The following is a 13,013-nucleotide window of genomic DNA, read 5'->3' on the forward strand; positions in this document are numbered from 1 at the left end:
TGAAATAAGCCTCTTAAGTCCTTTATATTCAGGGCCCCGGCTCTTCCATCCATATTTTTCAAGCTCGCCACCCGCCCTTCCAGCAAACAGCACGTCGCACCACAAAAAACATTTACACACTATAAATGCACACTGAGTGGGATCGGCCCACGCTTGGTGCACGGCGCACAGCTTAACTCCAATACGACCTTAACCCCGTGCGCCTGTCACGCGGCTAAGGCATTCGGCGAAATCGGCCGCCGCGGTTTGCGGGTTGCGGCTGCTCCGTTCCACCAGCCCGACTTCGCGAACGAACGCGTCATCGTCAAGCGGCAAGGCGGCGACAGTCTTCGGCATATGAAGCCCCGCAGCCTGCGGCACGAGCGCAACACCGACGCCTTGCGCCACCAACCCGATGATGCCCTGCAACTCGTCAAGCTCGACGACGTCGTGCACCGTCACGCGAATCCTCCGCAGAAAGCGCTCCACTAAACGGCCGCCAAACGAGTTGCGATCGTAACGGATGAAGGGCTCCGATTTGAGCAGCGAACGCCACGGACGATCGGCCAGCTCGCGCCGCACCAGCAACGCGAACGGCTCCGCCATCAACGTGCGCCACTTCAACTCGGCCGGCAGCGCAAACGGCGGCTTGATGATCACCGCGACATCCACCTCGCCCGAATCCACCTGCGCCAGCAAATTGAGCGACACGCCCGGTATGACCCGAATGCGCCAGCCCGGCGAATCCTCGCGAAACCGCTGAATGGCGTTGACCAGAAACGACCCTTGCGCCGAAGCGATGGCCCCTACCCGCAGCAGACCCGACTGTTCCGCCGTGCCGCCGCGATCGGCCAGGCGCGCATAGACCGAGAGCAGTTCTTCCGCCACTTCGACGGTCCGCTTGCCTGCCGCGTTGAGCGTCGCGGAGCGGCCGGTTCGATCGAACAGCGCAAAACCCAGATCTTCCTCCAGACGCTGGATCTGCGCGCTCACCGCCGATTGCGTCAAGCCGATGTGCGAGCCCGCGCCCGCAAACGTGCCGTAACGCACCACGGCCAGGAAGGTCTTGAGTTCGCGCATCATGATGGAATTGATCGATTTTGTTGTTGCTGAGGGCAAAAATATATCGTTATTCGACTATTTTTGTCATCCCTAGACTGGTTTGCATGGCGCGGACCTAGCGTGACGCGCCACGACGACGGCGCCGTACGGCGCCTGCTCGAAGGCAGACGAACTGCCATTTGAACCATCTCAGGACCCCAATATGAACGACATCACCAGCGCCGTGCCTCCCTTTCATCTGGCCTTTCCGGTCCATAGCATTGCGGCTGCCCGCGAGTTTTACGGCGACCTGCTCGGTTGCCCCGAAGGCCGTAGCGCGGAAGACTGGGTCGATTTCAACTTCTACGGCCATCAGATCGTGGCCCATCTCTCGCCTGATGAAGTCGGTCACCGCAAGACCAGCGCTGTGGATGGCGACGCGGTCCCCGTCCGCCATTTCGGCGTCGTGTTGCCGATGGATCAATGGCAAGCCGCGGCGAAAAAGCTCACGGCGGCCGGCCTGTCATTCATTATCGAACCGCACATTCGCTTCAAGGGCGAAGTGGGCGAGCAAGCCACGATGTTCTTCCTCGATCCGTCGGGTAACGCGCTCGAGATGAAGGCCTTCGCAAACATCGCGTCGTTGTTCGCCAAGTAGGCCGGCGCGCATGAGCACCGCCATGCCCCTGAATCGCGCGGCAGCGAACGCCGCGTCCGATGCGGCCGAATGGACCCTTCATGCGTCGGGCGAGCGTTTGCTGATCGTCGAGTTGCAGGCGAAAGATCGCGTCGCGGCGAATCGGCGTGCGCGCGATTTCGCCGCGCGCATCGGCGCTGAGAACCTGCCGTACATCAGCGACATCGTGCCGGCCATGACGACCGTCGGTATTCACTACTCGCCCAGTCGGGTTCCGCTCGCGGCAGAGGGGCAAGCGCCCTATGAGGCGCTCGTCGAGACGCTGAACCGGTTGCTCGCCAGCGTCGCCGCCTCACAGAGCGCTGCAGCGCGCGTGGTCGAGATTCCGGTTTGTTATGGCGGCGAACATGGGCCCGATCTCGAAGATGTCGCCCGCGCTTGCGGCCTGTCCGTCGCGGAAGTCATCGAGCTTCACAGTGGCGCGCTGGTGGACGTGATGATGCTCGGCTTTGCACCCGGGCATCCTTACATCGGCATGTTCGACGAACAGTTGAGCCCTGCGCGGCGTGCGACGCCCAGGACCGCTGTCGCGGCCGGGTCGATCGGACTGGCCAACCGGCAAACGGTCATCTATCCGTTGACGCTTCCCGGCGGCTGGAATCTGATTGGCCGCACCCCGCTCACCTTGTTCGACCCGGCGCGAGAAGCGCCCTGTCTCGTCGACGCAGGCGACCAGATCCGCTTCGTGCCGATCACACCAGCGCAGTTCGACACCCTGAGCCCGACAACCGGAGTGCAGCGATGAGCATTGAAGTCATCAAACCCGGGGCGCTGAGCACCTTTCAGGACCTTGGCCGCACCGGCTATCAACATCTGGGCATTCCGGTCAACGGGGTGATGGATGAGCGCGCCCATCGGCTGGCCAATGCGCTCGTCGGCAACCTGCCGCAGAGCGCAACGCTCGAGATCACCTTGATGGGACCGGTGCTCAAGTTTCATCATGAGGCCGTGATCGCGATCAGTGGTGCTGATCTCGGCGCACGAATCGAGGGCGAGCCTCTCGCGCTCGATCAGGTCGCCGTCGTCGCGGCGGGCAGCGAACTGTCGTTCGGCAAGCGCAGTGCCGGACTGCGCGCCTACCTGGCAGTGCGAGGCGGATTCGCCGTCGATGCGGCGATGGGCAGCGCCAGTACCTATACCCGTGGCGGCTACGGCGGTCATGCAGGACGTCCGCTGAAGAAAGGCGACCTGCTCGAGACGGGTCCGTATGTTCAGTCCAGCAAACTGGCCAGGCTGGCCCAGGTGGCCAAAAGCCTGAGCAGCGCGTTCGACGACGCGGTCGCGCTCCCACCCGACGCGCCGATACGCGTGATCCCCGGGCGCGAGTGGACTTACTTCTCGTCGCATGCCCGCCAGGCACTCGAAGCCGCACCGTATCGCATCTCGCCCCAGTCCGACCGGATGGGCTACCGCCTCGAAGGCGAGAAGCTCGAACTGACCGAGCCGCGCGAAGTGGTTTCGGAAGCGGTTAGCTTCGGTTCGATTCAGGTGCCGGCCGACGGTCAGCCGATCATCCTCATGGCGGATCGGCAAACGACCGGCGGCTACCCGAAGATCGGCCACGTTTGTGCGGTCGACCTGCCGCGTCTCGCGCAAAAGATGCCCGGCGAGACCATTCGGCTCAAAGTCGTCGATCTGGGTACGGCCCAGCGCCTGATGCTGTCGCAGGAACGCAGCTTCGCGGCGCTGGAGCAGCATTGCCGGACATCGACGTGAACGCGCCGGCGTTCGCATTCGGGCCGCGCGGCACAACCCAGCAACAGATTGGGGCTGCGCAGACCTGATTGTCCGGACGGAATTTCGAGTAACACGCTTTGGCATTAATTAAGACAACTTATCTATCTCGCTTGCCTCTCACGCGTCACTTACCCTGGAACCGAACATGTCCAACGCCTCAACCGCAAACCTGAATGTGGACGCGCCGCCTTCGACGGCGTCGGCCAGGCATGCCACCCACAAGGCCGCGATGGCCGCAGCCGCCGGCACGGCAATCGAGTACTACGAATTCGGCGTCTACGGGTACATGGCGGCCATTATCGGGCCGCTCTTTTTCCCGGCGGACAACGCCACAGCCGCCTTGCTCTCGGTCCTCGCCATCTTCGGCAGCGCGTTTCTGATGCGCCCGGTTGGGGGCATCGTGCTGGGCCGGCTCGGGGACAAGCTGGGGCGCCGCAGCGTCCTGCTCGTGACGGTGATCGGCATGGGCGTCGCCACCGTGGCGGTTGGGTTGCTGCCCACGGCCTCGGTCGCCGGCGTGCTCGCGCCGGTCGCGCTTCTGCTGGTCCGGCTTGCACAAGGCTTCTTCTCCGGCGCGGAAGTGACCGGCGCCGCCGCGTATGTGGCGGAATGCGCCCCACGCGGCCGGCGCGGTTTCTACGGTGCGGCGACGCCCGTGGGCGTCGCGCTCGGCGGCGCGCTGGCCGCGGCCGTCTGCGGTTTGACGACCGGCTTGATGAGCACCGCGCAACTGCACGCCTGGGGCTGGCGCATTCCGTTTCTGATGGCGTTGCCGCTGGTTCTGCTGTCGGCGTTCGTCCGCCAACGGATCGAGGAATCCGCCGCGTTCAGGAAGAGTCTCGAAACCAGCCAGCCCGTCAAGGCGCCGTTGAAAGAGGTCTTCGCGCATCACCGCGCCGCGCTGCTCAAAGTGTTCCTGATCTCGTTCGGCCAGAATGCCGGCTACTGGGTGGGCTTTGTGTTCATGAACATCTACATGATCACCTACCTGAAGTACGACAAGACGAGCGTCTACTGGACGATGTCGGCAGTCAGCCTCACGATGGCGCTTCTGATGCCGGTCTGGGGTGGCCTGTCCGACCGCATTGGCCGCCGCAAGGTGCTCGCCATCGGCTTTACCGCATACATCGTGCTCGTCTTCCCGATGATGATGCTGATGAACCACCAGAACCTCGCGCTGGCGGTTCTCGCGATGTTTATCGTTGCATTGCCGATGCCCATTGTGCAATCGGTGGGCTACCCTACTTACGCTGAACAGTTTCCCACCCGCGTTCGCTATACGGGCATGGCGTTCAGCTTCAACTTCGGCGCAATGCTCGGCGGCGGCGTCACCCCGTATATCGCCACTGCATTGATCGGCCATACCGGCAACCTGCTGAGCCCGGCATTCCTGCTGGTCGGCGCCGCAATCGTCGGGCTTCTGACGCTGACCCGAACCCGCGAAACCGCGGATGAATCGTTGCAGTAAGGCCTCGACGCATCGTTTTCAATCCGAATCAATCGCAAGGGAAGTTCCGTCGTATGAATGACGTCACGAGCAAGCCGCCTGAAACTTCGCCGCCGCTGGCATGGGCGTTCACCCCGCAGGGCGCCCGCGCCGGAATCCGCGCGGGTTTCAATGGCAACACGAGCGGCATGGCGCCGGGCTACGCGCAAGGCAACCTGGTGATCCTGCCGCGCGACTGGGCGGACGAATTCGCGAGTTACTGCCGGGCCAATCCCACGCCGTGTCCGTTGATCGGCATGACGGAAGTGGGCGAGAGCCTCGTCCCCATGCTCGGCGACAACGTGGACCTGCGCACGGACCTGCCGCGCTATCGGGTATGGCGCGACGGCGTGCTAGTGCAGGAACGCGACGACATCGCGGCGATCTGGCAGGACGATTTCGTCGGCTTTGTGCTGGGTTGCTCGCTGTCGTTCGAACATGCGCTGGAGTTGGCCGGCTTGCGCGTGCGCCATGTCGACGAAGGTAAGGTGGTCCCCATGTATCGCACGGCCCTTCAGACGCAACCGGTTGGGCGATTTCACGGCCCGATGGTCGTATCGATGCGGCCTTATACGCCGCAAGAGGCCGAGATTGCCTACGAGGTCTGCGCGAAGCTGCCGGGCGCACACGGCGCACCCGTCCATATGGGCGACCCGAGCGCGATCGGGATTCGGGATGTCGCCGTTCCGGACGAAGGCGAACCGACGGCGATCCTCACGGGCGAACAACCTGTCTTCTGGGGCTGCGGCGTGACGCCTCAAGCGGCGGCCATGGAGGCGCGTCCGCCCATTTGCATCACGCACGCGCCGGGCCACATGCTGGTGTGCGATGTGCGAGTGGAAGACCTGAGGCTTCTCTAGTCCCCTCGCACCATGCCGCTCAGCCGAGCGCGATGACCGCGATTTCCACCAGCAGATCGGGGGCGGCCAACTTCGATTCCACCGTCGCGCGAGTCGGTGCGCAGCCCGGCGCAACCCAGGCGTCCCACACTTCGTTCATCGAAGCAAAGTCGCGGGCGATATCGGCCAGCCAGACTTGCGCGGACAGCAGCCGCGTTTTGTCGATGCCGGCCTGCGCGAGAAACGCGTCGATCTTCGCGAGCACCTGCTGCGTTTGGCCTTTCACGTCGAGCGTGCGGTCATTCGAAGTCTGCCCGCCGACGAACACCAGCCCCGCCGCTTTCACGACCCGGCTCATGCGCTGACTGCTTTCGATTCTCACGATCTCATCCATACCTGTTCCCTTTCAAGTTGAATCCGGGCGCCGGGTGGCGCCGTTATCCTTCGTCCGCCGATTCTTGAACCGGCCCAAAGCGATCAATAGCAAACGCATCCAGCGGTAACGACGCGACGCCGTCCAGCACCAGTTCCGACACCAGCTTGCCGCAGCCGGGACCAAGCTGAAAACCGCTGCCGCAATAGCCGAACGAGTACGTCAGGTTCGATGCCCGGCGGCTCGGCGAAATCACCGGCAACGAGTCGCTGGTGAACGCTTCCACGCCCGCCCACGCGCGATTGATGCCCAGATGGCGCAGATGCGGAAACAGGTCGACCACGGTGTTGGCGCTTCTGACGAGGCGGGCGAAATCCACTTCGCCATGACGCCCCGGCAAATCGGCAATCCCGATCAGCTTGCCGCCGATCACTACCGTGCCGTTGTCGAACTGTTTGAACGACAGCGGCCGACCCGTTGCGCCAAGCGTCGAGCGGCAGAACGGCGCGACCCGATGCGTGACCATCAGCATCAGCCCTTCCGGGTGGACCGGCACCGGCTCGCCGACCTGCTGCGCGAGTTCACCGGCCCACGCACCGGCCGTGATGACGAGGTGCCCTGCCGAAAACACACCCACCGGTGTCTGCGCATACCAGCGCTCACCGCGCTGTTCGATGCGGCCAACCGGCGTGCCTTCATGAAACACCGCCCCGCGAGCCTGCGCCGCACGGCGAAACGCAGTGGTCGCCCGATACGGCAGCGCGTAGCCATCCTGTTCGACCCAGATCGCGCCGGCCACATGCGGCGCGAGCGCCGGCTCGAGTTCGCGCACGCTCGCGCGGTCGATAATCTTCTCGTGCGTAAAGCCCTGCGCCTCGAGCGACGCGACGCGCTCGCGGCACTCGTCGAGTTCAGCCCCGCTTTCGGCAATCTTCATCTGCCCCGACGCGACAAAACCCGCGTCGTCGCCGATGGTCTCGACGAGGTTGTGCCAGATCTCGCGCGACATCAGCGCCAGCGGGATTTCCGGCAACGGCCGGCCGAGCGTGCGCACCCCGCCGGCATTCACGCCCGACGAATGGCGGCCCACGTAGTCGGCTTCGAGCACCGTCACGCGCACGCCACGGCTCGCGAGATGAAACGCGCTGCTCGATCCGTGCAGCCCGCCGCCGATCACGAGCACGTCCGCTTCCTGAACGGCGGCGCTATTCACCGGCGAGTTCTCCGAGCGTGAGCGGCTTGATCGGCGGGCGAATGCGGTAATAACCCACGGTCGCCGGCGGCACCTTGCGCGCATCGGCGATCACTTCGGTCACGGTCAGCCCGCACATGCGCCCCTGGCACGGTCCCATCCCGCAGCGGCCGAACGACTTGGCCTGATTGGGCCCCTCGCAACCCAGCGCCACGATGCGGCGCACTTCCCCGGCGGAGACCTCTTCGCAACGGCAGACCAGCACGTCGTCCTGCGGCACGCGATTCTCGTCGCGCGGCCGGTACAGGCTGTCGAGGAACGGACGGATGCGCCGCGCCTCGGCCAGCTTGCGCAGCGGCGCCGTCGCGTCGCGATCGCGCGTAGGTTGATCGATGGCGCCGAGTTGCGCCGCAATCGCCAGCGCGGTCACTTCCCCCTGCGCTCGCGCGGCCTGGGCCCCGGCGATGCCGCTGCCGTCTCCGGCGACGAAGATGCCGCTCACGTCGAGTTCGCCCCATGCGTCGGTCTGCGGCGTGAAGCACAATTGCGCGTCGTCCCAGCGATGCGACGCACGCAACGACCAGGTGAACTGCGTATTCGGCACCACACCCTGATGCAACAGAATGACGTTGGCTTCGACGCGCTGCGGCACGCCGCGCACGGAAAAACTCAACGCGTGCGCCCGTTCGGTCCCATCCTCGCCCGGTGCGCCTTCGATACGCAGATCGTCCGCAGCCTCATGGATCGGCACGCCCGCCTCGCGCAACGTGCGGATCAATTGCAGGCCCTTACGCAGATCGGGCCATGCACGCAACGCCGACACGAGGTGCCGCTTGGCACGCCAACGGTCCTCATTGCGCGTGGTATCGATCAGCGCGCGAATCGGCACGCCGGCTCGCACGTATTGCCAGCCGAGCAGGTAGAGCAGCGGGCCGCAGCCGACCAGCACCGGCGGCTCCGTCGGCACTTCACCGGCGCTTTTCAGCAGGATCTGCGCAGCGCCGGCCGTCAGCACGCCCGGCAAGGTCCAGCCGGGAATCGGGAACGGCCGCTCGAGCGCGCCGGTCGCGAGGACGACGCGCTTCGCCTCAAAGCTGCCTACGCTGCCCTCCTTCAGGTAATGCACCGAGCGTTCGCGTGTGACTTGCCAGACCGAAGCGTTGGGCACATAGGCCGCGCCGCTGCGCGCGAACTCGGCAGCAAGCGCGGCGCCGGCGGCATAGTCCGGGCCGAGAATCTCGCGACGCTGCGCATCGCTGCGCTCGATTGCCCGATAGATCTGTCCGCCGACCGCCTCCTGCTCGTCGAGCAGGACCACGGACAGACCCGCCTGAGCGAGCCGCGTCGCACAGGCAAGCCCAGCAGGCCCGGCGCCGATCACGGCGACATCCACCTGATCAGCGGCCATGAGCATTCTCCTCGCTGACGTGCGACGGCTCGAACGGCAGATCGCGCGCGCCTTCCTGCGAATGAATCCGCATGCCGTCCTGCACCGTCACCAGACAACTTTGCCGGCTCGGCACGCCGTCGATCTCGACGAGACATTCGAAACAGGCGCCCATCATGCAATACGGCGCACGCGCTGCGCCCGTAACCGGTGTTGCGCGGAAGCGCTGCACGCCCGCAGCCAGCAGCGCGGCGGCCACCGAGCGGCCACCTGGCACGGCGAGCGGCTGGTCGTTGAACCAGATCTGGACAGTGGCGTCGGCAACAGCGGGCGCACGCGGGGCGAGCACTCTGAAAAGCGGTTTGGAAGTCATATCAGAACGGAATGGAACATTTATCAAGCATGGCTAAGGATCTGGCCGGCGGCGCGAAACCGGCCGCCGGGAAACGCGTCCAGCTCGTCGGGCATCGCCCCGCCGGCGATCCACGGCGCCACGCGCAGCGCGTGCGCAGCAGCGAGGGTCACGCCGCTGTGACAGGTGACGACAAACGCCCCCGGATACTGCGACGACTGCTCGTAGATCGGAAAGCCATCCGGGCTGTACACACGCAATGCCGCCCACATGCGCACCAGCCGGACCTCCTTCAGCAGCGGGAAGGCGCGCACGCCGCGGCGGGCGATCGTCGACAGCACGTCCGTGGTCGTGAAGTCGTTAAAGCCGACCTCCTCCATCGAATCGCCGAACTGCACGGACCCCTCATCGGTCTGCCGCACGTTGATGGTGGGGTAATGCAGGAACGGCGCGACGCGCTCGCTGACGAGTATCTGGCCGCGATTCGGCGCCACCGGGGCATGCAGCCCGAGCTGCGGCGCCAGCGCGCGATTGCCGAGGCCCGCGGCCAGCACGATGCGCGGCGCGCGCCACACCCCGAGCTTGCCGTGAGCCGCGAAGCCCCCCGCTTCCGGCGCGATCCGGCTGATCTGACTGCTGCCGATGAGCGTCACGCCGCGCCGCTGCATCGACTGGTGCAGCGCCCGCAGCAGCTTGAGCGGATTCACGTGGCCGTCCATCGGCGTATAGCTCGCGCCGACCACCGCGGGGCCGACCGCGGGCAAACGCTCGCGCAGCGCTTTGGCGTCCAGCAGTTGATACGGATAGTCGCCGCCCAGCTCCGCTTGCAATGTAGAGAGGCGCTTCTCGCGTTCGGCCAGCTCCTCGTCCGAGAAGCACAAATGAAAACCACCCGGCTGCCGCAACGACACGTCGACGCCGGAGTCCTCGAGCAGGGCCGCCGCGAGTGCGGGCCAACGCTGCGCGGAACTGCGCGACCAGCGCGCGTACGGCGACAGGCCGTAGCCCTTGCCCTGCACCCACACCAGACCGAAGTTGCCGCGCGACGCGCGAAAACCGCCGTCGCCTTCGTCGAGCACCGTGACCCTGGCGCCTTCTCTCGCCAGCCCGTACGCCACCGCCGTACCGACCAGGCCGCCGCCTACCACCAGCACATCGGGGCTTTCGGCCGTATGACCTCTCATCGTGTTTCTCCGATCAGGACGCGGTCCAGACCGACCATGCGGTCCAGCACCAGCATCAGGACGACCGTGCCGACGATCAACACGGTCGACACGGAGGCCACCAGCGGATCGATCGTCTGCGCGATCTGGTTGTACATCGCGACGGGCAGCGTGGTCGTGCCAGGCGTCGCGACAAAAATCGTCATGGTCAATTCATCGAAGCTCTGGATGAAGGACAACACCCAGCCTCCGACCACACCGGTGCGTATCATCGGCAGCACGACGCGGCGAAACGCCGTGAAGCGGCTCGCCCCGCACGATAAAGCGGCCCGCTCCGCATCGCGATCGAGCCCGACCGCCGACGATAGCGCGAGCCGTAACGCGTACGGCACCACGATGATTACGTGCGTCGCGCACAGCGCCCAGAACGAGCCGCCGAGTCCGAGCAGGCTCAGAAAGCGCAGGAACGCAATGCCGAGCACGACAGCGGGAATCATCATCGGCGAGAGGAAGAAGCCGGTCAACGCGCTGCGTCCCGGAAAGCGATAACGCGCAATCGCCAGAGCCGCGGGCACCGCGAGCGCCACGCCGAGCGTGGCCGCTACGAGCGCGAGGCGGATCGACAGCCAGAAGGCGTCGACGATGTCCTCGTTCTGCAGAATCGCCCTGAACCAGCGCAGCGAGGCGCCGTCGAACGGCATCGAGATATAGCCCTTGTCGGTGAACGACACCGCGATCACCACGACGAGCGGCGCGAGGATAAACGCGAGAAACAGCGCGTTGAACACCAGACCCCAGAATCCGTTCTGCTTCATGGCGGCCTCCGCGTCAGTCGAAGATATGCTTGAAACGGCGTTCGGCCAGCCGGCTGCAGCCCATCACGATCGCCACGTTGGCGATCAGCAGCAGCACGGCAATCGTCGCGCCGAGCGGCCAGTTGAGGGTGCCGAGGAACTCGTCGTAGGCCGCGGTCGCGACCACCTTCAGACGCCGGCCGCCGATCAGCGCCGGTGTGGCGAACGCCGAAGCGGACAGCGCGAACACAATGATCGACCCGGACAACACGCCTGGCAGGATCTGCGGCAGCACAACGCGCCGGAATACCCGCAACGGCGAGCCGCCCAGCGACAGGCCGGCCCATTCGACCTGCGGGTCGAGCTTTTGCAGCGTGGCCCAGACCGACATCACCATGAAGGGCACCAGCACGTGCGTCAGCGCGATCACCACGCCCGTCATCGTGAAGACGAGGCGGATCGGTTCGGAGGTGAGATGCAGCGCCTGCAGCGCGTTGTTCAGGACTCCGTTGTTGCCGAGCAGGATCTGCCAGCCCAGCGTGCGCACCACCACCGAGATCAGCAGCGGCCCCAGCACGATCAGCAGGCACACGGACTGCCACGGCCGCTTCATGCGCGCGAGCACAATCGTCTCAGGCACGCCGAGCACGATGCATAGCCCGGTCACCGCGAAGGCGAGTCCTGCGGTACGCGCGAAGATCGCGCCGTAGTATGGGTCGGTGATAACCCGCAGGTAATTCGACAAGGTGTAGGCGGCGAGGGTACCCTGCGTGTCGCTGAAGACGTGAAACGACAGCACGAGGGTCAGCACCAGCGGCACCAGCAGCAAGGCGCCGAACAGCAGGAGCGCCGGTGCGGACAGCAGCCACGGCGCCGCGCCGGCGCGGTCCTGATCAAGCGTGGCCATTGCCGGGTTCCTTTGCGAGCATGCGCAGGTCGTCGTCGGACCACACGAGGCCGACGTGTTCGCCTTCTTCCGGCGGCGGCGCACCGAAGTTCGGCTGCGCCACGCTCAGGCGGCCGAGACCGGTATCGACCTGCAACAGCCACTGGTTACCAACGAACACCCGCGTCGTGATACAGCCGGTGGCGCGCGCATCGGCGCCGGCCAGACGGACTTTCTCCGGGCGGATGTAGACGTTCACCTCGCCTTGCGCGGGCCGCCCTTCGTGCGGCACCTTGAGCGTCGTACCCGCCACGTCCACCTCGGCGCAGCGGCCGTTGCGGCGCACCACCGCGCCCGGCAGCAAGTTGGTCTTGCCGAGGAAGGTCGACGCGAAAGGCGTCTCAGGCCGCTCGTAGGCTTCGAACGGCGTGCTCAGTTGCGCGATCGTGCCGCGATGCATCACCGCAATGCGATCGCTCATGGTCATCGCTTCGACCTGATCGTGCGTGACGAGGATCGTCGTGATGCCGAGACGCTTCTGGATGGCACGTAGCTCGATGTGCATTTCCTCGCGCAGCTTGGCGTCGAGATTGGACATCGGTTCGTCGAGCAACAGCAGTTCGGGCTGCATCGCCAGCGCGCGGGCAATCGCCACGCGCTGCCGCTGGCCGCCCGAGAGCTCCTTCGGATAACGGCTTCCCAAACCGCTCAGACGTACCAGTTCGAGCGCTTCGGCCACCCGTTCGGCGCGCGCCGCCCGCTTCATGTTGCGCATCTCGAGACCGAAGCCGACATTGCCGTCGACGGTCATATGCGGGAACAGCGCGTAGCTCTGGAACACCACCCCCATGCCGCGTTTCTCGGGCCGCTCATGGGTGATGTCGCGCCCGTCGAGCGTGATCGTGCCGGTGCTCGGCGTGACGAAGCCGGCCACCATCTGCAGGGTCGTGGTCTTACCGCAACCGGACGGCCCAAGCAGCGACAGGAACTCCCCTCGCTCCACATCAAGGTCGATCTGTTCGATCGCGGTGAAATCGCCGTAGCGCTTCGAAATGCCTTTGAGTGTCAGGAAACTCATGTGCGTCCC

At 65.4% G+C, this 13,013-nt stretch carries 14 protein-coding genes; 5 read left to right on the plus strand and 9 right to left on the minus strand.

Annotated features, from left to right (window positions below; all coding sequences use genetic code 11):
* Nucleotides 1-189 precede the first annotated feature (189 nt).
* Nucleotides 190-1,062, minus strand: coding sequence for a LysR family transcriptional regulator (locus BUS12_RS15560; RefSeq protein WP_074296422.1), 873 nt, complete (start codon nt 1,060-1,062; stop codon nt 190-192).
* 181 nt (nt 1,063-1,243) lie between these two features.
* On the opposite strand from BUS12_RS15560, the gene BUS12_RS15565 reads away from it, so the two are divergent.
* From BUS12_RS15565 to BUS12_RS15585, 5 genes are all read left to right on the plus strand, one after another.
* Nucleotides 1,244-1,678 carry a VOC family protein gene (locus BUS12_RS15565; RefSeq protein ID WP_074296423.1) on the plus strand — a complete coding sequence of 145 codons (435 nt, stop codon included), beginning with the start codon at nt 1,244-1,246 and terminating at the stop codon, nt 1,676-1,678.
* Between the two features lie 22 nt (nt 1,679-1,700).
* Nucleotides 1,701-2,462: a 5-oxoprolinase subunit PxpB gene (gene pxpB / locus BUS12_RS15570; protein WP_253190084.1), complete on the plus strand. Its 762-nt coding sequence runs from the start codon at nt 1,701-1,703 to the stop codon at nt 2,460-2,462.
* The gene (locus BUS12_RS15575; RefSeq protein WP_074296425.1) at nt 2,459-3,433 is read left to right on the plus strand and encodes a 5-oxoprolinase subunit C family protein; all 975 of its coding nucleotides are present in this window, start codon (nt 2,459-2,461) and stop codon (nt 3,431-3,433) included. The genes pxpB and BUS12_RS15575 overlap by 4 nt, the downstream gene beginning before the upstream one ends.
* A 166-nt stretch (nt 3,434-3,599) precedes the next feature.
* Complete coding sequence (locus BUS12_RS15580) at nt 3,600-4,922, plus strand: MFS transporter (RefSeq protein WP_083640405.1); 1,323 nt, start codon at nt 3,600-3,602, stop codon at nt 4,920-4,922.
* Between the two features lie 53 nt (nt 4,923-4,975).
* Entirely contained in the window at nt 4,976-5,800 is an 825-nt protein-coding gene (locus BUS12_RS15585) for a putative hydro-lyase (protein ID WP_074296426.1), read from the plus strand.
* Nucleotides 5,801-5,819: 19 nt separating this feature from the next.
* On the opposite strand, the gene BUS12_RS15590 is transcribed toward BUS12_RS15585, so the two are convergent.
* From BUS12_RS15590 to BUS12_RS15625, 8 genes are read right to left on the minus strand one after another with little or no spacing between them, the layout of a single operon-like run.
* Nucleotides 5,820-6,173: a RidA family protein gene (locus BUS12_RS15590; RefSeq protein ID WP_074296427.1), complete on the minus strand. Its 354-nt coding sequence runs from the start codon at nt 6,171-6,173 to the stop codon at nt 5,820-5,822.
* Between the two features lie 43 nt (nt 6,174-6,216).
* Nucleotides 6,217-7,365, minus strand: a complete 1,149-nt coding sequence (locus BUS12_RS15595; RefSeq protein WP_074296428.1) for an NAD(P)/FAD-dependent oxidoreductase — start codon at nt 7,363-7,365, stop codon at nt 6,217-6,219.
* Entirely contained in the window at nt 7,358-8,752 is a 1,395-nt protein-coding gene (locus tag BUS12_RS15600) for an NAD(P)/FAD-dependent oxidoreductase (RefSeq protein ID WP_074296429.1), read from the minus strand. Before BUS12_RS15600 ends, BUS12_RS15595 begins: the two co-directional genes overlap by 8 nt.
* A complete protein-coding gene (locus tag BUS12_RS15605; RefSeq protein ID WP_074296430.1) occupies nt 8,742-9,104 on the minus strand; it encodes a (2Fe-2S)-binding protein in 363 nt (120 codons plus the stop codon). The genes BUS12_RS15600 and BUS12_RS15605 overlap by 11 nt, the downstream gene beginning before the upstream one ends.
* 23 nt (nt 9,105-9,127) lie before the next feature.
* Complete coding sequence (locus BUS12_RS15610) at nt 9,128-10,267, minus strand: NAD(P)/FAD-dependent oxidoreductase (RefSeq protein ID WP_074296431.1); 1,140 nt, start codon at nt 10,265-10,267, stop codon at nt 9,128-9,130.
* Nucleotides 10,264-11,061, minus strand: coding sequence for an ABC transporter permease (locus BUS12_RS15615; RefSeq protein WP_074296432.1), 798 nt, complete (start codon nt 11,059-11,061; stop codon nt 10,264-10,266). The genes BUS12_RS15610 and BUS12_RS15615 overlap by 4 nt, the downstream gene beginning before the upstream one ends.
* 13 nt (nt 11,062-11,074) lie before the next feature.
* Nucleotides 11,075-11,947, minus strand: coding sequence for an ABC transporter permease (locus BUS12_RS15620; protein WP_074296433.1), 873 nt, complete (start codon nt 11,945-11,947; stop codon nt 11,075-11,077).
* The gene (locus BUS12_RS15625) at nt 11,934-13,004 is read right to left on the minus strand and encodes an ABC transporter ATP-binding protein (protein WP_074296434.1); all 1,071 of its coding nucleotides are present in this window, start codon (nt 13,002-13,004) and stop codon (nt 11,934-11,936) included. The genes BUS12_RS15620 and BUS12_RS15625 overlap by 14 nt, the downstream gene beginning before the upstream one ends.
* Between the last annotated feature and the right edge of the window lie 9 nt (nt 13,005-13,013).

This window comes from Paraburkholderia phenazinium, assembly GCF_900142845.1.
GTDB lineage: Bacteria > Pseudomonadota > Gammaproteobacteria > Burkholderiales > Burkholderiaceae > Paraburkholderia > Paraburkholderia phenazinium_A.

What these genes read in the sequence shown, in the direction of transcription:
- BUS12_RS15560 (WP_074296422.1), bottom strand. Translation starts at nt 1,062, where the DNA reads ATGATGCGCGAACTCAAGACCTTCCTGGCCGTGGTGCGTTACGGCACG.
- BUS12_RS15565 (WP_074296423.1), top strand. Translation starts at nt 1,244, where the DNA reads ATGAACGACATCACCAGCGCCGTGCCTCCCTTTCATCTGGCCTTTCCG.
- pxpB (WP_253190084.1), top strand. Translation starts at nt 1,701, where the DNA reads ATGCCCCTGAATCGCGCGGCAGCGAACGCCGCGTCCGATGCGGCCGAA.
- BUS12_RS15575 (WP_074296425.1), top strand. Translation starts at nt 2,459, where the DNA reads ATGAGCATTGAAGTCATCAAACCCGGGGCGCTGAGCACCTTTCAGGAC.
- BUS12_RS15580 (WP_083640405.1), top strand. Translation starts at nt 3,600, where the DNA reads ATGTCCAACGCCTCAACCGCAAACCTGAATGTGGACGCGCCGCCTTCG.
- BUS12_RS15585 (WP_074296426.1), top strand. Translation starts at nt 4,976, where the DNA reads ATGAATGACGTCACGAGCAAGCCGCCTGAAACTTCGCCGCCGCTGGCA.
- BUS12_RS15590 (WP_074296427.1), bottom strand. Translation starts at nt 6,173, where the DNA reads ATGGATGAGATCGTGAGAATCGAAAGCAGTCAGCGCATGAGCCGGGTC.
- BUS12_RS15600 (WP_074296429.1), bottom strand. Translation starts at nt 8,752, where the DNA reads ATGGCCGCTGATCAGGTGGATGTCGCCGTGATCGGCGCCGGGCCTGCT.
- BUS12_RS15605 (WP_074296430.1), bottom strand. Translation starts at nt 9,104, where the DNA reads ATGACTTCCAAACCGCTTTTCAGAGTGCTCGCCCCGCGTGCGCCCGCT.
- BUS12_RS15610 (WP_074296431.1), bottom strand. Translation starts at nt 10,267, where the DNA reads ATGAGAGGTCATACGGCCGAAAGCCCCGATGTGCTGGTGGTAGGCGGC.
- BUS12_RS15615 (WP_074296432.1), bottom strand. Translation starts at nt 11,061, where the DNA reads ATGAAGCAGAACGGATTCTGGGGTCTGGTGTTCAACGCGCTGTTTCTC.
- BUS12_RS15620 (WP_074296433.1), bottom strand. Translation starts at nt 11,947, where the DNA reads ATGGCCACGCTTGATCAGGACCGCGCCGGCGCGGCGCCGTGGCTGCTG.
- BUS12_RS15625 (WP_074296434.1), bottom strand. Translation starts at nt 13,004, where the DNA reads ATGAGTTTCCTGACACTCAAAGGCATTTCGAAGCGCTACGGCGATTTC.